Annotated in this window: 21 protein-coding genes and 1 pseudogene; 13 read left to right on the top strand and 9 right to left on the bottom strand. The window is 34.4% G+C overall.

What is annotated here, in order from left to right:
* A pseudogene (locus tag AC1MPL_RS12685) lies at positions 1–245 on the bottom strand (RNA-guided endonuclease TnpB family protein); the annotation flags it as partial.
* 20 nt (positions 246–265) lie between these two features.
* Here AC1MPL_RS12685 and tnpA (AC1MPL_RS12680) point away from each other — a divergent pair.
* The 3 genes from tnpA (AC1MPL_RS12680) to AC1MPL_RS12670 all read left to right on the top strand — a co-directional run bounded on the left by tnpA (AC1MPL_RS12680) (position 266) and on the right by AC1MPL_RS12670 (position 2,305).
* On the top strand, positions 266–679 hold the full coding sequence (gene tnpA, locus AC1MPL_RS12680; RefSeq protein WP_479763252.1) for an IS200/IS605 family transposase: 414 nt from the start codon (positions 266–268) through the stop codon (positions 677–679).
* Between the two features lie 95 nt (positions 680–774).
* Positions 775–1,011: a hypothetical protein gene (locus AC1MPL_RS12675; protein ID WP_479763302.1), complete on the top strand. Its 237-nt coding sequence runs from the start codon at positions 775–777 to the stop codon at positions 1,009–1,011.
* Positions 1,012–1,027: 16 nt separating this feature from the next.
* Positions 1,028–2,305 carry a hypothetical protein gene (locus tag AC1MPL_RS12670; protein ID WP_479763300.1) on the top strand — a complete coding sequence of 426 codons (1,278 nt, stop codon included), beginning with the start codon at positions 1,028–1,030 and terminating at the stop codon, positions 2,303–2,305.
* A gap of 113 nt (positions 2,306–2,418) precedes the next feature.
* Here the strand turns inward: AC1MPL_RS12670 and AC1MPL_RS12665 are convergent, their stop codons facing one another.
* Both AC1MPL_RS12665 and tnpA (AC1MPL_RS12660) read right to left on the bottom strand, forming a co-directional pair.
* Positions 2,419–2,985, bottom strand: a complete 567-nt coding sequence (locus AC1MPL_RS12665) for a TetR/AcrR family transcriptional regulator (protein ID WP_479763298.1) — start codon at positions 2,983–2,985, stop codon at positions 2,419–2,421.
* A 168-nt stretch (positions 2,986–3,153) separates the two neighbouring features.
* Positions 3,154–3,567: an IS200/IS605 family transposase gene (tnpA, locus tag AC1MPL_RS12660; RefSeq protein WP_479763252.1), complete on the bottom strand. Its 414-nt coding sequence runs from the start codon at positions 3,565–3,567 to the stop codon at positions 3,154–3,156.
* A 20-nt stretch (positions 3,568–3,587) separates the two neighbouring features.
* Here tnpA (AC1MPL_RS12660) and AC1MPL_RS12655 point away from each other — a divergent pair, with 20 nt between their 5' ends.
* Both AC1MPL_RS12655 and AC1MPL_RS12650 read left to right on the top strand, forming a co-directional pair.
* Entirely contained in the window at positions 3,588–4,646 is a 1,059-nt protein-coding gene (locus AC1MPL_RS12655) for an RNA-guided endonuclease InsQ/TnpB family protein (RefSeq protein ID WP_479763254.1), read from the top strand.
* Between the two features lie 36 nt (positions 4,647–4,682).
* Positions 4,683–5,501, top strand: a complete 819-nt coding sequence (locus AC1MPL_RS12650; RefSeq protein ID WP_479766329.1) for a hypothetical protein — start codon at positions 4,683–4,685, stop codon at positions 5,499–5,501.
* Positions 5,502–5,615: 114 nt separating this feature from the next.
* Here the strand turns inward: AC1MPL_RS12650 and mazF are convergent, their stop codons facing one another.
* Both mazF and AC1MPL_RS12640 read right to left on the bottom strand, forming a co-directional pair.
* Entirely contained in the window at positions 5,616–5,957 is a 342-nt protein-coding gene (gene mazF, locus AC1MPL_RS12645; protein WP_479766328.1) for an endoribonuclease MazF, read from the bottom strand.
* Entirely contained in the window at positions 5,957–6,199 is a 243-nt protein-coding gene (locus tag AC1MPL_RS12640) for an AbrB/MazE/SpoVT family DNA-binding domain-containing protein (protein WP_237416046.1), read from the bottom strand. The genes mazF and AC1MPL_RS12640 overlap by 1 nt, the downstream gene beginning before the upstream one ends.
* A 229-nt stretch (positions 6,200–6,428) precedes the next feature.
* Between AC1MPL_RS12640 and AC1MPL_RS12635 the strand changes: the two genes are divergently transcribed.
* Both AC1MPL_RS12635 and AC1MPL_RS12630 read left to right on the top strand, forming a co-directional pair.
* Entirely contained in the window at positions 6,429–6,683 is a 255-nt protein-coding gene (locus tag AC1MPL_RS12635; protein ID WP_479766327.1) for a hypothetical protein, read from the top strand.
* Between the two features lie 593 nt (positions 6,684–7,276).
* Positions 7,277–8,227: a RepB family plasmid replication initiator protein gene (locus AC1MPL_RS12630; RefSeq protein WP_479766326.1), complete on the top strand. Its 951-nt coding sequence runs from the start codon at positions 7,277–7,279 to the stop codon at positions 8,225–8,227.
* On the opposite strand, the gene AC1MPL_RS12625 is transcribed toward AC1MPL_RS12630, so the two are convergent.
* The gene (locus tag AC1MPL_RS12625) at positions 8,217–8,504 is read right to left on the bottom strand and encodes a mobilization protein (RefSeq protein WP_479766325.1); all 288 of its coding nucleotides are present in this window, start codon (positions 8,502–8,504) and stop codon (positions 8,217–8,219) included. The two genes, AC1MPL_RS12630 and AC1MPL_RS12625, sit on opposite strands and share 11 nt — an antisense overlap.
* Positions 8,505–8,754: 250 nt before the next feature.
* Here AC1MPL_RS12625 and mobQ point away from each other — a divergent pair, with 250 nt between their 5' ends.
* Positions 8,755–9,801, top strand: coding sequence for a MobQ family relaxase (mobQ, locus tag AC1MPL_RS12620; protein WP_479766324.1), 1,047 nt, complete (start codon positions 8,755–8,757; stop codon positions 9,799–9,801).
* Here mobQ and AC1MPL_RS12615 read toward each other — a convergent pair.
* Entirely contained in the window at positions 9,798–10,856 is a 1,059-nt protein-coding gene (locus AC1MPL_RS12615; protein ID WP_479763254.1) for an RNA-guided endonuclease InsQ/TnpB family protein, read from the bottom strand. The genes mobQ and AC1MPL_RS12615 overlap by 4 nt on opposite strands.
* Positions 10,857–10,876: 20 nt before the next feature.
* On the opposite strand from AC1MPL_RS12615, the gene tnpA (AC1MPL_RS12610) reads away from it, so the two are divergent.
* The 3 genes from tnpA (AC1MPL_RS12610) (at position 10,877) to AC1MPL_RS12600 (ending at position 12,916) form a co-directional block, all read left to right on the top strand.
* Positions 10,877–11,290 carry an IS200/IS605 family transposase gene (gene tnpA / locus AC1MPL_RS12610; RefSeq protein ID WP_479763252.1) on the top strand — a complete coding sequence of 138 codons (414 nt, stop codon included), beginning with the start codon at positions 10,877–10,879 and terminating at the stop codon, positions 11,288–11,290.
* Positions 11,291–11,385: 95 nt separating this feature from the next.
* Positions 11,386–11,622: a hypothetical protein gene (locus tag AC1MPL_RS12605; protein ID WP_479763302.1), complete on the top strand. Its 237-nt coding sequence runs from the start codon at positions 11,386–11,388 to the stop codon at positions 11,620–11,622.
* A 16-nt stretch (positions 11,623–11,638) separates the two neighbouring features.
* Positions 11,639–12,916 carry a hypothetical protein gene (locus tag AC1MPL_RS12600; protein WP_479763300.1) on the top strand — a complete coding sequence of 426 codons (1,278 nt, stop codon included), beginning with the start codon at positions 11,639–11,641 and terminating at the stop codon, positions 12,914–12,916.
* A gap of 113 nt (positions 12,917–13,029) precedes the next feature.
* Here AC1MPL_RS12600 and AC1MPL_RS12595 read toward each other — a convergent pair whose 3' ends face one another.
* Positions 13,030–13,596 carry a TetR/AcrR family transcriptional regulator gene (locus AC1MPL_RS12595; RefSeq protein ID WP_479763298.1) on the bottom strand — a complete coding sequence of 189 codons (567 nt, stop codon included), beginning with the start codon at positions 13,594–13,596 and terminating at the stop codon, positions 13,030–13,032.
* Positions 13,597–13,764: 168 nt separating this feature from the next.
* The gene (gene tnpA, locus AC1MPL_RS12590; protein ID WP_479763252.1) at positions 13,765–14,178 is read right to left on the bottom strand and encodes an IS200/IS605 family transposase; all 414 of its coding nucleotides are present in this window, start codon (positions 14,176–14,178) and stop codon (positions 13,765–13,767) included.
* A gap of 20 nt (positions 14,179–14,198) precedes the next feature.
* Between tnpA (AC1MPL_RS12590) and AC1MPL_RS12585 the strand changes: the two genes are divergently transcribed.
* Both AC1MPL_RS12585 and AC1MPL_RS12580 read left to right on the top strand, forming a co-directional pair.
* On the top strand, positions 14,199–15,257 hold the full coding sequence (locus tag AC1MPL_RS12585; RefSeq protein WP_479763254.1) for an RNA-guided endonuclease InsQ/TnpB family protein: 1,059 nt from the start codon (positions 14,199–14,201) through the stop codon (positions 15,255–15,257).
* A 36-nt stretch (positions 15,258–15,293) separates the two neighbouring features.
* A partial coding sequence (locus tag AC1MPL_RS12580; protein ID WP_479766323.1) for a hypothetical protein occupies positions 15,294–15,912 on the top strand: 619 nt, incomplete at its 3' end.

Here is a 15,912-nt window from a genome sequence, read left to right as displayed (position 1 = left end):
AACTGTTTGCGTCTTATGATGAGTTCTTCTGTCACTGCTTGAACAGTTTGGCTATGCAAGCCACACTCTTTTGATGTGCCTTTGGTGTATTTCGCAACATCATAGGCTGAGAAGAATTTCCCTGTTTTTTTGAGATGCTTAAAACACAAATCATTGACATAATTCCAAACAAAGTTCACCTCAGATGCGAGTTGGTCTAGCACCTTGCAATGTTTGTCTTTTATGCGTAATTTAAGTGTTTTCATTATTTAAATATATTTGGTCTATGAGTAATAGTCAAGAGATTAGAACAGGTCGACACTGTGTTTTTAACATGCACGTTCATTTAGTCTTCGTGGCTAAATATCGTAGAGATGTATTTTCAAAAGAAATGCTTTTAACCATGAAAGAGGTCTTTGAGCGTGTCTGTATAGACTTTGAAGCAGAGTTAGTTGAATTTGACGGTGAACATGACCATGTTCATTTACTTGTAAATTATCCACCTAAAGTTGCTATCTCTAGCCTAGTAAATAGTCTAAAAGGAGCATCTAGCCGTATTTTACGAAAGAAACACCCTGAAATTAGAAACAAATTATGGGGAAATGCCCTATGGTCGCCTAGCTATTTCGCTGCATCATGTGGTGGTGCACCTATTGGAATTATTAAACAATACATTCAACAACAGCAAACACCGCATTAGCAATCCTAGCTAATCCCCACAAGGGGGACTAGCGGATTGCAGCCTTATATCCCCGCCCTGAAGGGCGAGGTTTTACGGCTAAAGGGATAAACAAGATGAAAGCTGAAGCAGAACGCAAGGCAGAGCAAACGCGGTTGCAGGCTATTGCTGAAGCGAAGGCCGAAGAAAATCGTCAGGCTAAAGTGAAAGCAGAACGTAAGGTAGAAGAGCAGGTACGATTACGAGCTATTACTGAAGCCGAAGCAAAGCATAAAGCTGAAGCAGAACGTAAGGCAGAGCAAACACGGTTACAGGCTATTGCTGAAGCTTCAGATCAATTTAGACCTTTTTAGTTAATTTGGGGATTTTATGGACGTTACGAATGCACTTGTTGCACTGAAAGACTTATTACAAAAACTATCTGCATCACTTAATGAAGAAAAAAAACAACATATAAATTTATTAAAAGAATTAAATAGTTATATGATAAATTCGCAAGAAAATATTGAAAGCAATGTCGAAAATTTCTTAAATAATATTGAGTTTAGTAATTTAATAGATGCAACGAATCAAGCTCAAAATAATATTAAAAAACAAGAAGAAATCATTCAATTTTTATCACAAAAAATGCAAAAATTAACAACCCTGGTCGATTCATCAATCACAAAAATTGATGAACAGCACGAAAAAATGATCAATGATCTTGAGAAGAACTCAGATGATGTACGTGCAAAAATAGTAAGAACAATTTCAGCAGACTTTAAAAAAGATGTTATTTCGACACTCACACTTCAATTTGAAAGATCAATTCAAGAATCTAATGAAAATGCACTCAAAAACATTGATTTAAGTTACTCAAATCTTGTCAAAAAAGTAGAAAAAATTGAAAAAGATCATGTGATTTCTTTAAAAGATTTTCAAAATCATGTCACAGCTTTTAATACAAATATGACTAATGCAATTCGCAGAGTTTCAACAACATTTCAAGAAGTTGAAGAAGAATGTGTCAATTACACACACAAACTTGTTAAAGAAAATATGAATTTCTTAACGCAAATTGCTGAAAAATTAGATGAGCAAAAGAATAAAATCGTTGTAGAAATTGATAATAAAACATTAGAAATCATGCTTCAATTTAAAGCACAAATAGAGAATAGCAGTGACCAGTTTTCTAAAAATGTATCTGAACTAAACAATTTAATTTCAGAGTCTTATACAAATACAATCAGCTTAATGAGAAACAAAAACAAAGAGATTAATGACGAATCACAAAAGCTATTACAAGCACAACTTGATCACGCAGATAAAATAATGCTGAAAAGTAATGAAATCATCGAAGCCCAAGAGCTTGTATGCTCGAAAATGCGTAAAAAGATGAACTTCAAATTCTTTGGATCAAATGCAATATTACTGCTTGTAGTCAGCTTAATTTTACTGGTTTGCTTCAATTTCGCAGCAACATACAGATATTATGAAATGAAAAGTGCGACAGAAGCATTGATGAATGAAGCGTATAATTTAAAACAAGACAACAATCGACTATATTCAATCCGAAATTCTGCAAAAGAATTAACAAATAATTCACTTGCAGAATTAAAGAAAAAATTCCCACAACTGACCATCAGTTGCAACACACAGCCTGAATAAATAAAACAATGAGTTAAATATATAGCATATTCGGCTCTTTTTATGAGCCGAATATCAAGAGGAAGATTTATCAGTTTAGCCGTAAAAACCTGCCCTTTAAGTCAGGGAGGCTGTCAAATTCGTTGTTCATTACTTGCTGAAATAATAGAAAGAGTCATATCCCATGCATAAGTAATAGCTAAATTATCCTTAAATTGTTGTTCGCGAATGATTGATCCGTCTAATACAAGGTAAATTTGAAGAGCTATGTCATAATTAATAATATTCATATCTATTAAGATGTTATTAATTTGGTCTATTAGCCATTGCTTGTGTGATTTAGCCACATTTAAAGCGCTAGGGTTCATATGTAACTGTCCTAATGCTTTAATAAACATACAGCCAAAAAAATCATCTTGTTTAAACCACCCATTAAACCAATTGAAAATAGCTTTTAATTTCTTTAATGGTTCTTGTTCTACTGTAGAAATAGCTTTTGTAATTCCATCTCGAATAAGTAAATCCCTTTCAATTAAACACTCTGTAATAAGCAGATCTTTTGATGGGAAATACTTATAAAAAGTCATTTTTGCTACTTTTGACTCAGAGATAATAAGATCTATACCAACATTGGTATATCCAAATTGGTTGAAAAGTTCAATTGCTTTATAAAGTACTACTTTTTTCTTTTCAGGAATCATAAGTTTATCTTAAACCCTTGGGTGAAGTATTTACATTTAAATTATATGTAATATTTTATACCTATAAATATAGATGTTTTATCCCTTTAGCCGTAAAACCTCGCCCTTCAGGGCGGGGATATAAGGCTGCAATCCGCTAGTCCCCCTTGTGGGGATTAGCTAGGATTGCTAATGCGGTGTTTGCTGTTGTTGAATGTATTGTTTAATAATTCCAATAGGTGCACCACCACATGATGCAGCGAAATAGCTAGGCGACCATAGGGCATTTCCCCATAATTTGTTTCTAATTTCAGGGTGTTTCTTTCGTAAAATACGGCTAGATGCTCCTTTTAGACTATTTACTAGGCTAGAGATAGCAACTTTAGGTGGATAATTTACAAGTAAATGAACATGGTCATGTTCACCGTCAAATTCAACTAACTCTGCTTCAAAGTCTATACAGACACGCTCAAAGACCTCTTTCATGGTTAAAAGCATTTCTTTTGAAAATACATCTCTACGATATTTAGCCACGAAGACTAAATGAACGTGCATGTTAAAAACACAGTGTCGACCTGTTCTAATCTCTTGACTATTACTCATAGACCAAATATATTTAAATAATGAAAACACTTAAATTACGCATAAAAGACAAACATTGCAAGGTGCTAGACCAACTCGCATCTGAGGTGAACTTTGTTTGGAATTATGTCAATGATTTGTGTTTTAAGCATCTCAAAAAAACAGGGAAATTCTTCTCAGCCTATGATGTTGCGAAATACACCAAAGGCACATCAAAAGAGTGTGGCTTGCATAGCCAAACTGTTCAAGCAGTGACAGAAGAACTCATCATAAGACGCAAACAGTTTAAGAAAGCCAAGCTGAATTGGCGTGTAAGTAATAAGAAATCTGCAAGACGTTCACTCGGTTGGATTCCATTCAAAAAAGTTGCTGTGAAGTACGCTGATGGCTATGTTCAATACGGTAAACATCAATTCAAACTATGGGATAGCTACGGACTTTCAAAATACAAAGTTAAGACAGGCTCATTCGTTGAAGATAGTCGTGGGCGTTGGTATGTGTGTTTGGTCGTAGATACACCAAAGATTGAGAAAACAGTATCAACCACAGCAATAGGCATTGATCTAGGGTTAAAAGACCTTGCTACATGCTCAGATGGTGTAAAACTCAAAGCCCCTAAAATATATCGTCAGTATGAACAAAAATTAGGTATTGCTCAAAGAGCTAAGAATCAAAAACGTGTTAAAGCGATTCATGCCAAGATTAAGAATATTAGACAGAATATGTTGCATCAATTCACACATAAACTTGTGAATAGCCATGCAATGATCATTGTTGGCAATGTAAATGCCAAAGCATTGGCACAGACAAAATTAGCTAAGTCTGTACTTGATGCAAGTTGGACGACCTTTCGAACCATGCTCAAGTACAAATGCGAGAACGCAGGCGTATGGTTTGAGGAAGTCAATGAAATGTATACCACCCAAACGTGTTCGTGCTGTAGCTCACGGCTCAGTAGTCCGAAAGGTAGAACAGGTCTTGGAATAAGAGAATGGCAGTGCATGGAGTGCGGTACGCTCCATGATCGGGATATTAACTCAGCACTGAATATTCTTGCGCTCGGACATGAGCGTCTCGCAGGAGGAATCCCCGTCCTTTAGGTCGGGGAGGATGTCAAGAAAAGGTAATGAATATTCATGTGTAATACAACAGCTAGCTTATCTGCAAGAAAAAACGCTATTAACTTATTGAAAAATTCTATTACAGAAAGTGATTGGAATCGTAATGATAAGCAACTTGCCAGCTTAAGAAAAGAAATCTTAGAACATCCTCTATTCAAACATCAAATTATTGAAAAATTAAAGAGTAATGCTTTTAATCTGAATCAAATACAAGATATACATTTAGAATATCAACATAGTATTGTCGAGATTTTTACAGATGCATTATTGATGGCTCAGTTTCAAGCACGTCAGCTTGATTCAAAGATGTTTCCAACGATTAAGATGCTACCAAGATTTTTAATTGCTTTTAATATTAATGATGAATTTGGACTATCTTCTGAAAATAATACTTATGAAAACACCCCATTAAATGCGCATTTTTGCTTATTTAATAAAGTACTAGATGACTTAGAAATTCCAAAAGAAAGAATTGAAAATTTCAATTTTTCACAAGAAGCAGATAATGTACGAAACTTCTTAGAAGGGACATATTCTGATTATGTAAAAGTTATCCTTGCATTAGCTATTGCAGAACAACAGGTAATAACATTCTCCCCGCCTTTGAAAACAGCTGTCCATAATTTAAATATCAATACCAGTCAAGGGTACTATGATGTGCATGGTACAACGGAAGACGAAACAATTTCCGCAGCGGATGACTTACATGAAGAGGATTTATGGCTCTTACTTACTCATTGTCTACATTTATCAGATTTTGAAGATGTTCGAAAAGTAGCTATTGATTACTGCAATGCTTGGTATAAGTTTTGGGAAAAAATGAATACTATCTAATTACTCTAAGACCTTTTGATAGGTAGGCACTGAAAACTTCTGCTTTTCTTTATCGAGCGTTGACATCCTCCCCGTCTAGAAGGCCGGGGAGGATGTCAACGCTCAATGGGTAATTCATATGATTTTCAGTAGTGCTGCTATATTTTGTCGTACTTGTTCAAGTTCTTTAGACTTAGCTTGCCCCTTTTTTGTTGCTGATCTAGCAATCCAATCTAAACTTTTCACTTGATCAGACAAGGCCACATTTTCAGGATTTCCCGAAATTTTCACTTCAAATGGATACCCTTTCACTTTTGTTGTTAAAGGGCAACATACTAATAAACCTGTTGCTTTGTTATATGATGAAGGACTTAAAACTAATGCAGGTCTATGACCTGCCTGTTCATGCCCACTCTGTGGATTAAAATCAATCCAAATAATATCGCCCTCTTCTGGTACATAGTATTTTGAATTCATTAATAGAATTCCTTACCTACAGCATGTCCTGTATCTACTTCCCCATGCAAATTATCAGGTGTTATCCCTGCCAAAAGCTTTTCTAGGCATAGAGATTCTTGTTTAATTGGTTTAATTACAATGACATCATCTTGAGTAAATACTTCAACACGACTATCAAATTTCAAATTAAGACTATCCAACAATGCAGAAGGTAGACGAACAGCAGCACTGTTACCCCATTTTTTAATTGCCAATTCCATAATAAAAAACCACTGTAGATACAATGTATCTACAGTGGGCTAAAAACTTTAAAATGTCAATATAATTATATTGCCATATAATAGCCACCAGAGCCTTTAAATTAAAAAACAGCTAGGTAACTATAGAAAAAACTTTAAAGTGTCTTGATGAAGCTATTAGACGCATTCAAATAGATATTTAAAACAAATATGAACCTGAAATCAAAATCAGCAGTCAAAAAGGATAAATATGAACCGAAATATTTTTTTTGGGATTGATCATACAAAGAAGTTAGTTTTTGTTTTTTTACAAGAAAATGGAATTAGGAAATTATCACTATTTATTGAATATTCAAACGAAGAAAATATGCACTTGGCAAAACAAGATTTAGGTATTTACGCAATGTTTTGGAAATCAGATACAAGTATTCAAGATATGATTATTTTATTTGATATCAATCCGTCAAAAAAATTAGGATTAAAAACATGGATTGAGGAAAATTAGAGGCACCCTGCTTTTCCTCTAGCTTTCCTCAAAGAGAGTAGTAACTCTAGCTCCTACTCAAATAGATTTAAAGGTATTAGGTGACCGTAAATCTATTTTGATACTGCCATAGTTCTTAATGATAAGCAAAATTAACAAAGCGAACGGAGTGTGAGCGACCAAAAGAAAGTTTGGTTATCGACTGCTTGATTACGCTTTTGCTTTTCATTGCAAATTTTTAATGAGTTTTTTAGCGAGTGTCTACGAGCGTCATGAGCTCTTGATTTTGCTCTTAAAAAGACACGAGCGAAGCGATGTGCCATAGCCTTTTTTGCTTTTAATTCTCCTTTTATTCTTTTAATAAGCTTTTAAAAGCTTTTAGACCCCCTTCAAAACCACGTCTAGCAATGCTTTCAGAGTTTAAAAGGGTACAAATAGCATGATAAAGGGTACAAATAGCATGATAAAGGGTACAAATAGCATGATTAAAGGGTACAAATAGCATGATAAAGGGTACAAATAATTATTTGTACCCTTTATCATTTTAATATATATTGTTCTCTCATTAAGGGTACAAAAATCATGTTTATTTTTTAGTAAGGTTTAATATTTAAATGAAAAAAGAAAACAACTACGAGAAGTCTTATCCTATAACAACAATGGCTATTCAAAATAAAGTTTCTGAATGCTTTAAAAGCATGTCTGTAGACGAAAAAAGGATTTTGATTATGGCTTCACCAATTGCTAGAAATATCAATGCAAGTGAACAAGATCAAATCTTGATTTCTGCTCAACAATTTGCTGATGACTGTGGCATTAAAGTTAATTCAGCTTATAAACAAATTGAGCATGCATCAAAAAAATTAGTTGATAGATCTTTTTCATACGTTAATGAAAAAGGTAAAAAGGTTTACTCTAATTGGGTAATTGATGCTACTTATGAAGATGCAGGGATATCTTTAAGGTTTACATCTATAGTTTTGGTCATGTTAAAAATTTTAGATAAATACAATCCATATACCCGCTATAAAAAAGATATAGTTTTAAAGTTAAAAAAAGACTATTCAATTGATTTTTATCATTTGGCAAAAAAAAATCAGGCAAAAAGTAGTTTCGAATTAACCTTAGATGAAATGTTCGTAGAATTTGGTTTGCCTGAATCCTATAGAGATTTAAGAAACTTAAAACGAAGAGTTATAAAGAGTTCTCTAGATGAGATTAATGAATTTACGGATGTAATAGTTGACTATAATCCAATTAAAAAAGGACGTTCAGTTATTGGTTTTAAATTTAATGTCAGAGAAAAACCAAAATCGAAAACTATCAAATTAGGTCGAGATCAAAATACATTAGATATATTTTACAAAATGTCTGATGCTCAAATAAATAAATATAGCTCAATACTAAGCAAGATTAGCGATATATCAGATTTATCTACATTCCCAACTTATGATGCTTTTACACTATGGATTGCTAATATTTTACGTGACCCGAAATCAGTCAGAGAAGAAACAGCAACACGTATATTCAAAGCATTAAGACAGCATACAGATTTTAAAGATTAAACACTTTTCTATCTCTATCCTCAGTTAAATACTCGTTTAAATCAGCGAGTATTTTTTTATTTTCATCTTCATTTTCAGACATTTTTTTAAGTAGATAAGAACCCAGTAAAATTTTTCTACGTGTATCATCTTTTCTTTGTTGTTCAGATTGTCGCTTTTTTTCTCTCGCTTCAATTGCTTGCTTCTGTGCTTTTAGCTGTTTTAGTTTTTCAGCTTGAATTTCAATCTTCTGATCTAAACTCAGCTTTTTTTTCTTTTCTATTTCGGTATTAGTCATATTTCATCATCTAAAAAAGGATTTTTCTCGATCATAATCTTGTTTGAACTTATGTTCAAGACATTATATGATACTCAAAGAATCCCGAAGTGAAGCAAGGGCGCACTTACCCACTTTTTTAATTTCATTCAAAAGTGGACGTTGCGAAAGGGGGATCCCCTTTACCCCAGACCATAAATTCTTAATGGTCTGCAACTTTTAAAAAGTTGCAAAAATCAAAAGCTAAAATCTGTTAATAGGTAAATCAGTAATGGCTATTTTTCATTTAAACGAAAGTAACATTTCAAGAAGTGATGGACGATCAGCCGTTGCTTGTGCTGCTTATCGTGCATGTGAAAAATTAGAAGATTTAACCTATGGAAAAACTCAAAACTACACTAGAAAAAATGGACTTGAATATAAAAATATTTATGCACCAAAACATACAAACTCTGATCTTTTAGATCGACAAACGCTCTGGAATACAGTCGAAAAAAAAGAATTCAATGCTAATGGCTCAATGAAAGAAAATGCACGACTTGCAAAAGAATACAGATGTGCTTTACCACACGAATTAACAGATCAAGAGCGAATAAAAATCGTTGATGACTTTTGCCGTGACTTTGTTAAAAAACACAATGTCATTGTTGATGCTTGCATTCACGCACCACATCAAAATTCTGATGGAACACACAACAACAATTATCACGTTCATATCATGTTCACGACTCGACTTGTCAATGAAAAAGGTGAGCTAGGTAAGAAACAAAGGAGCTTCAATGATAATGGCCCAAAAATTTTAAAAGACAGCAGAGCGACTTTTGCAAATATTGTAAATACAGCTTTGGAAAATGCAGGATTAGAAGAGCGTATTGATCATCGCAGCAACAAAGACCGGGGTCTTGAAGCACTGCCAACAAAAAACGAAGGTGTCGCAGTTACGCACATTCGTAGACGCTATGAAGAAGAAAAGAAAAAGCCTATTCATGAGAGAAATTTAGACATCATTCTGCCTCAATTGGCACAAGAGAATGATGCAATTAAAATTCATAATTTAGAACTAGAAATACTTGCAACTGAAAAACTTCTTCAGAAGCTCCAGAAGAATAACAACTTCAACTTTGATGACATCAGAAATAAATATAACAGAGAAAAAAGCACAAATTTTGATGATTTATTTATAAAACCTCACCAAAAAGCGAGTGAAGAAAATTTATTTGATAAGCTCGACAATGCAATTTCAATGCTCGATCTCAATCAAAAAACAAATGATGCAATTGATCAATTTGATTTTGAATTGACATCCTCCCCGACCTAAAGGACGGGGATTCCTCCTGCGAGACGCTCATGTCCGAGCGCAAGAATATTCAGTGCTGAGTTAATATCCCGATCATGGAGCGTACCGCACTCCATGCACTGCCATTCTCTTATTCCAAGACCTGTTCTACCTTTCGGACTACTGAGCCGTGAGCTACAGCACGAACACGTTTGGGTGGTATACATTTCATTGACTTCCTCAAACCATACGCCTGCGTTCTCGCATTTGTACTTGAGCATGGTTCGAAAGGTCGTCCAACTTGCATCAAGTACAGACTTAGCTAATTTTGTCTGTGCCAATGCTTTGGCATTTACATTGCCAACAATGATCATTGCATGGCTATTCACAAGTTTATGTGTGAATTGATGCAACATATTCTGTCTAATATTCTTAATCTTGGCATGAATCGCTTTAACACGTTTTTGATTCTTAGCTCTTTGAGCAATACCTAATTTTTGTTCATACTGACGATATATTTTAGGGGCTTTGAGTTTTACACCATCTGAGCATGTAGCAAGGTCTTTTAACCCTAGATCAATGCCTATTGCTGTGGTTGATACTGTTTTCTCAATCTTTGGTGTATCTACGACCAAACACACATACCAACGCCCACGACTATCTTCAACGAATGAGCCTGTCTTAACTTTGTATTTTGAAAGTCCGTAGCTATCCCATAGTTTGAATTGATGTTTACCGTATTGAACATAGCCATCAGCGTACTTCACAGCAACTTTTTTGAATGGAATCCAACCGAGTGAACGTCTTGCAGATTTCTTATTACTTACACGCCAATTCAGCTTGGCTTTCTTAAACTGTTTGCGTCTTATGATGAGTTCTTCTGTCACTGCTTGAACAGTTTGGCTATGCAAGCCACACTCTTTTGATGTGCCTTTGGTGTATTTCGCAACATCATAGGCTGAGAAGAATTTCCCTGTTTTTTTGAGATGCTTAAAACACAAATCATTGACATAATTCCAAACAAAGTTCACCTCAGATGCGAGTTGGTCTAGCACCTTGCAATGTTTGTCTTTTATGCGTAATTTAAGTGTTTTCATTATTTAAATATATTTGGTCTATGAGTAATAGTCAAGAGATTAGAACAGGTCGACACTGTGTTTTTAACATGCACGTTCATTTAGTCTTCGTGGCTAAATATCGTAGAGATGTATTTTCAAAAGAAATGCTTTTAACCATGAAAGAGGTCTTTGAGCGTGTCTGTATAGACTTTGAAGCAGAGTTAGTTGAATTTGACGGTGAACATGACCATGTTCATTTACTTGTAAATTATCCACCTAAAGTTGCTATCTCTAGCCTAGTAAATAGTCTAAAAGGAGCATCTAGCCGTATTTTACGAAAGAAACACCCTGAAATTAGAAACAAATTATGGGGAAATGCCCTATGGTCGCCTAGCTATTTCGCTGCATCATGTGGTGGTGCACCTATTGGAATTATTAAACAATACATTCAACAACAGCAAACACCGCATTAGCAATCCTAGCTAATCCCCACAAGGGGGACTAGCGGATTGCAGCCTTATATCCCCGCCCTGAAGGGCGAGGTTTTACGGCTAAAGGGATAAACAAGATGAAAGCTGAAGCAGAACGCAAGGCAGAGCAAACGCGGTTGCAGGCTATTGCTGAAGCGAAGGCCGAAGAAAATCGTCAGGCTAAAGTGAAAGCAGAACGTAAGGTAGAAGAGCAGGTACGATTACGAGCTATTACTGAAGCCGAAGCAAAGCATAAAGCTGAAGCAGAACGTAAGGCAGAGCAAACACGGTTACAGGCTATTGCTGAAGCTTCAGATCAATTTAGACCTTTTTAGTTAATTTGGGGATTTTATGGACGTTACGAATGCACTTGTTGCACTGAAAGACTTATTACAAAAACTATCTGCATCACTTAATGAAGAAAAAAAACAACATATAAATTTATTAAAAGAATTAAATAGTTATATGATAAATTCGCAAGAAAATATTGAAAGCAATGTCGAAAATTTCTTAAATAATATTGAGTTTAGTAATTTAATAGATGCAACGAATCAAGCTCAAAATAATATTAAAAAACAAGAAGAAATCATTCAATTTTTATCACAAAAAATGCAAAAATTAACAACCCTGGTCGATTCATCAATCACAAAAATTGATGAACAGCACGAAAAAATGATCAATGATCTTGAGAAGAACTCAGATGATGTACGTGCAAAAATAGTAAGAACAATTTCAGCAGACTTTAAAAAAGATGTTATTTCGACACTCACACTTCAATTTGAAAGATCAATTCAAGAATCTAATGAAAATGCACTCAAAAACATTGATTTAAGTTACTCAAATCTTGTCAAAAAAGTAGAAAAAATTGAAAAAGATCATGTGATTTCTTTAAAAGATTTTCAAAATCATGTCACAGCTTTTAATACAAATATGACTAATGCAATTCGCAGAGTTTCAACAACATTTCAAGAAGTTGAAGAAGAATGTGTCAATTACACACACAAACTTGTTAAAGAAAATATGAATTTCTTAACGCAAATTGCTGAAAAATTAGATGAGCAAAAGAATAAAATCGTTGTAGAAATTGATAATAAAACATTAGAAATCATGCTTCAATTTAAAGCACAAATAGAGAATAGCAGTGACCAGTTTTCTAAAAATGTATCTGAACTAAACAATTTAATTTCAGAGTCTTATACAAATACAATCAGCTTAATGAGAAACAAAAACAAAGAGATTAATGACGAATCACAAAAGCTATTACAAGCACAACTTGATCACGCAGATAAAATAATGCTGAAAAGTAATGAAATCATCGAAGCCCAAGAGCTTGTATGCTCGAAAATGCGTAAAAAGATGAACTTCAAATTCTTTGGATCAAATGCAATATTACTGCTTGTAGTCAGCTTAATTTTACTGGTTTGCTTCAATTTCGCAGCAACATACAGATATTATGAAATGAAAAGTGCGACAGAAGCATTGATGAATGAAGCGTATAATTTAAAACAAGACAACAATCGACTATATTCAATCCGAAATTCTGCAAAAGAATTAACAAATAATTCACTTGCAGAATTAAAGAAAAAATTCCCACAACTGACCATCAGTTGCAACACACAGCCTGAATAAATAAAACAATGAGTTAAATATATAGCATATTCGGCTCTTTTTATGAGCCGAATATCAAGAGGAAGATTTATCAGTTTAGCCGTAAAAACCTGCCCTTTAAGTCAGGGAGGCTGTCAAATTCGTTGTTCATTACTTGCTGAAATAATAGAAAGAGTCATATCCCATGCATAAGTAATAGCTAAATTATCCTTAAATTGTTGTTCGCGAATGATTGATCCGTCTAATACAAGGTAAATTTGAAGAGCTATGTCATAATTAATAATATTCATATCTATTAAGATGTTATTAATTTGGTCTATTAGCCATTGCTTGTGTGATTTAGCCACATTTAAAGCGCTAGGGTTCATATGTAACTGTCCTAATGCTTTAATAAACATACAGCCAAAAAAATCATCTTGTTTAAACCACCCATTAAACCAATTGAAAATAGCTTTTAATTTCTTTAATGGTTCTTGTTCTACTGTAGAAATAGCTTTTGTAATTCCATCTCGAATAAGTAAATCCCTTTCAATTAAACACTCTGTAATAAGCAGATCTTTTGATGGGAAATACTTATAAAAAGTCATTTTTGCTACTTTTGACTCAGAGATAATAAGATCTATACCAACATTGGTATATCCAAATTGGTTGAAAAGTTCAATTGCTTTATAAAGTACTACTTTTTTCTTTTCAGGAATCATAAGTTTATCTTAAACCCTTGGGTGAAGTATTTACATTTAAATTATATGTAATATTTTATACCTATAAATATAGATGTTTTATCCCTTTAGCCGTAAAACCTCGCCCTTCAGGGCGGGGATATAAGGCTGCAATCCGCTAGTCCCCCTTGTGGGGATTAGCTAGGATTGCTAATGCGGTGTTTGCTGTTGTTGAATGTATTGTTTAATAATTCCAATAGGTGCACCACCACATGATGCAGCGAAATAGCTAGGCGACCATAGGGCATTTCCCCATAATTTGTTTCTAATTTCAGGGTGTTTCTTTCGTAAAATACGGCTAGATGCTCCTTTTAGACTATTTACTAGGCTAGAGATAGCAACTTTAGGTGGATAATTTACAAGTAAATGAACATGGTCATGTTCACCGTCAAATTCAACTAACTCTGCTTCAAAGTCTATACAGACACGCTCAAAGACCTCTTTCATGGTTAAAAGCATTTCTTTTGAAAATACATCTCTACGATATTTAGCCACGAAGACTAAATGAACGTGCATGTTAAAAACACAGTGTCGACCTGTTCTAATCTCTTGACTATTACTCATAGACCAAATATATTTAAATAATGAAAACACTTAAATTACGCATAAAAGACAAACATTGCAAGGTGCTAGACCAACTCGCATCTGAGGTGAACTTTGTTTGGAATTATGTCAATGATTTGTGTTTTAAGCATCTCAAAAAAACAGGGAAATTCTTCTCAGCCTATGATGTTGCGAAATACACCAAAGGCACATCAAAAGAGTGTGGCTTGCATAGCCAAACTGTTCAAGCAGTGACAGAAGAACTCATCATAAGACGCAAACAGTTTAAGAAAGCCAAGCTGAATTGGCGTGTAAGTAATAAGAAATCTGCAAGACGTTCACTCGGTTGGATTCCATTCAAAAAAGTTGCTGTGAAGTACGCTGATGGCTATGTTCAATACGGTAAACATCAATTCAAACTATGGGATAGCTACGGACTTTCAAAATACAAAGTTAAGACAGGCTCATTCGTTGAAGATAGTCGTGGGCGTTGGTATGTGTGTTTGGTCGTAGATACACCAAAGATTGAGAAAACAGTATCAACCACAGCAATAGGCATTGATCTAGGGTTAAAAGACCTTGCTACATGCTCAGATGGTGTAAAACTCAAAGCCCCTAAAATATATCGTCAGTATGAACAAAAATTAGGTATTGCTCAAAGAGCTAAGAATCAAAAACGTGTTAAAGCGATTCATGCCAAGATTAAGAATATTAGACAGAATATGTTGCATCAATTCACACATAAACTTGTGAATAGCCATGCAATGATCATTGTTGGCAATGTAAATGCCAAAGCATTGGCACAGACAAAATTAGCTAAGTCTGTACTTGATGCAAGTTGGACGACCTTTCGAACCATGCTCAAGTACAAATGCGAGAACGCAGGCGTATGGTTTGAGGAAGTCAATGAAATGTATACCACCCAAACGTGTTCGTGCTGTAGCTCACGGCTCAGTAGTCCGAAAGGTAGAACAGGTCTTGGAATAAGAGAATGGCAGTGCATGGAGTGCGGTACGCTCCATGATCGGGATATTAACTCAGCACTGAATATTCTTGCGCTCGGACATGAGCGTCTCGCAGGAGGAATCCCCGTCCTTTAGGTCGGGGAGGATGTCAAGAAAAGGTAATGAATATTCATGTGTAATACAACAGCTAGCTTATCTGCAAGAAAAAACGCTATTAACTTATTGAAAAATTCTATTACAGAAAGTGATTGGAATCGTAATGATAAGCAACTTGCCAGCTTAAGAAAAGAAATCTTAGAACATCCTCTATTCAAACATCAAATTATTGAAAAATTAAAGAGTAATGCTTTTAATCTGAATCAAATACAAGATATACATTTAGAATATCAACATAGTATTGTCGAGATTTTTACAGATGCATTATTGATGGCTCAGTTTCAAGCACGTCAGCTTGATTCAAAGATGTTTCCAACGATTAAGATGCTACCAAGATTTTTAATTGCTTTTAATATTAATGATGAATTTGGACTATCTTCTGAAAATAATACTTATGAAAACACCCCATTAAATGCGCATTTTTGCTTATTTAATAAAGTACTAGATGACTTAGAAATTCCAAAAGAAAGAATTGAAAATTTCAATTTTTCACAAGAAGCAGATAATGTACGAAACTTCTTAGAAGGGACATATTCTGATTATGTAAAAGTTATCCTTGCATTAGCTATTGCAGAACAACAGGTAATAACATTCTCCCCGCCTTTGAAAACAGCTGTCCATAATTTAAATATCA

This window comes from Acinetobacter sp. N1-1 (genome assembly GCF_056711485.1).
This window is presented reverse-complemented; position numbering and strand designations above follow the sequence as displayed.

What these genes read in the sequence shown, in the direction of transcription:
- tnpA (WP_479763252.1), top strand. Translation starts at nt 266, where the DNA reads ATGAGTAATAGTCAAGAGATTAGAACAGGTCGACACTGTGTTTTTAAC.
- AC1MPL_RS12675 (WP_479763302.1), top strand. Translation starts at nt 775, where the DNA reads ATGAAAGCTGAAGCAGAACGCAAGGCAGAGCAAACGCGGTTGCAGGCT.
- AC1MPL_RS12670 (WP_479763300.1), top strand. Translation starts at nt 1,028, where the DNA reads ATGGACGTTACGAATGCACTTGTTGCACTGAAAGACTTATTACAAAAA.
- AC1MPL_RS12665 (WP_479763298.1), bottom strand. Translation starts at nt 2,985, where the DNA reads ATGATTCCTGAAAAGAAAAAAGTAGTACTTTATAAAGCAATTGAACTT.
- tnpA (WP_479763252.1), bottom strand. Translation starts at nt 3,567, where the DNA reads ATGAGTAATAGTCAAGAGATTAGAACAGGTCGACACTGTGTTTTTAAC.
- AC1MPL_RS12655 (WP_479763254.1), top strand. Translation starts at nt 3,588, where the DNA reads ATGAAAACACTTAAATTACGCATAAAAGACAAACATTGCAAGGTGCTA.
- AC1MPL_RS12650 (WP_479766329.1), top strand. Translation starts at nt 4,683, where the DNA reads ATGTGTAATACAACAGCTAGCTTATCTGCAAGAAAAAACGCTATTAAC.
- mazF (WP_479766328.1), bottom strand. Translation starts at nt 5,957, where the DNA reads ATGAATTCAAAATACTATGTACCAGAAGAGGGCGATATTATTTGGATT.
- AC1MPL_RS12640 (WP_237416046.1), bottom strand. Translation starts at nt 6,199, where the DNA reads ATGGAATTGGCAATTAAAAAATGGGGTAACAGTGCTGCTGTTCGTCTA.
- AC1MPL_RS12635 (WP_479766327.1), top strand. Translation starts at nt 6,429, where the DNA reads ATGAACCGAAATATTTTTTTTGGGATTGATCATACAAAGAAGTTAGTT.
- AC1MPL_RS12630 (WP_479766326.1), top strand. Translation starts at nt 7,277, where the DNA reads ATGAAAAAAGAAAACAACTACGAGAAGTCTTATCCTATAACAACAATG.
- AC1MPL_RS12625 (WP_479766325.1), bottom strand. Translation starts at nt 8,504, where the DNA reads ATGACTAATACCGAAATAGAAAAGAAAAAAAAGCTGAGTTTAGATCAG.
- mobQ (WP_479766324.1), top strand. Translation starts at nt 8,755, where the DNA reads ATGGCTATTTTTCATTTAAACGAAAGTAACATTTCAAGAAGTGATGGA.
- AC1MPL_RS12615 (WP_479763254.1), bottom strand. Translation starts at nt 10,856, where the DNA reads ATGAAAACACTTAAATTACGCATAAAAGACAAACATTGCAAGGTGCTA.
- tnpA (WP_479763252.1), top strand. Translation starts at nt 10,877, where the DNA reads ATGAGTAATAGTCAAGAGATTAGAACAGGTCGACACTGTGTTTTTAAC.
- AC1MPL_RS12605 (WP_479763302.1), top strand. Translation starts at nt 11,386, where the DNA reads ATGAAAGCTGAAGCAGAACGCAAGGCAGAGCAAACGCGGTTGCAGGCT.
- AC1MPL_RS12600 (WP_479763300.1), top strand. Translation starts at nt 11,639, where the DNA reads ATGGACGTTACGAATGCACTTGTTGCACTGAAAGACTTATTACAAAAA.
- AC1MPL_RS12595 (WP_479763298.1), bottom strand. Translation starts at nt 13,596, where the DNA reads ATGATTCCTGAAAAGAAAAAAGTAGTACTTTATAAAGCAATTGAACTT.
- tnpA (WP_479763252.1), bottom strand. Translation starts at nt 14,178, where the DNA reads ATGAGTAATAGTCAAGAGATTAGAACAGGTCGACACTGTGTTTTTAAC.
- AC1MPL_RS12585 (WP_479763254.1), top strand. Translation starts at nt 14,199, where the DNA reads ATGAAAACACTTAAATTACGCATAAAAGACAAACATTGCAAGGTGCTA.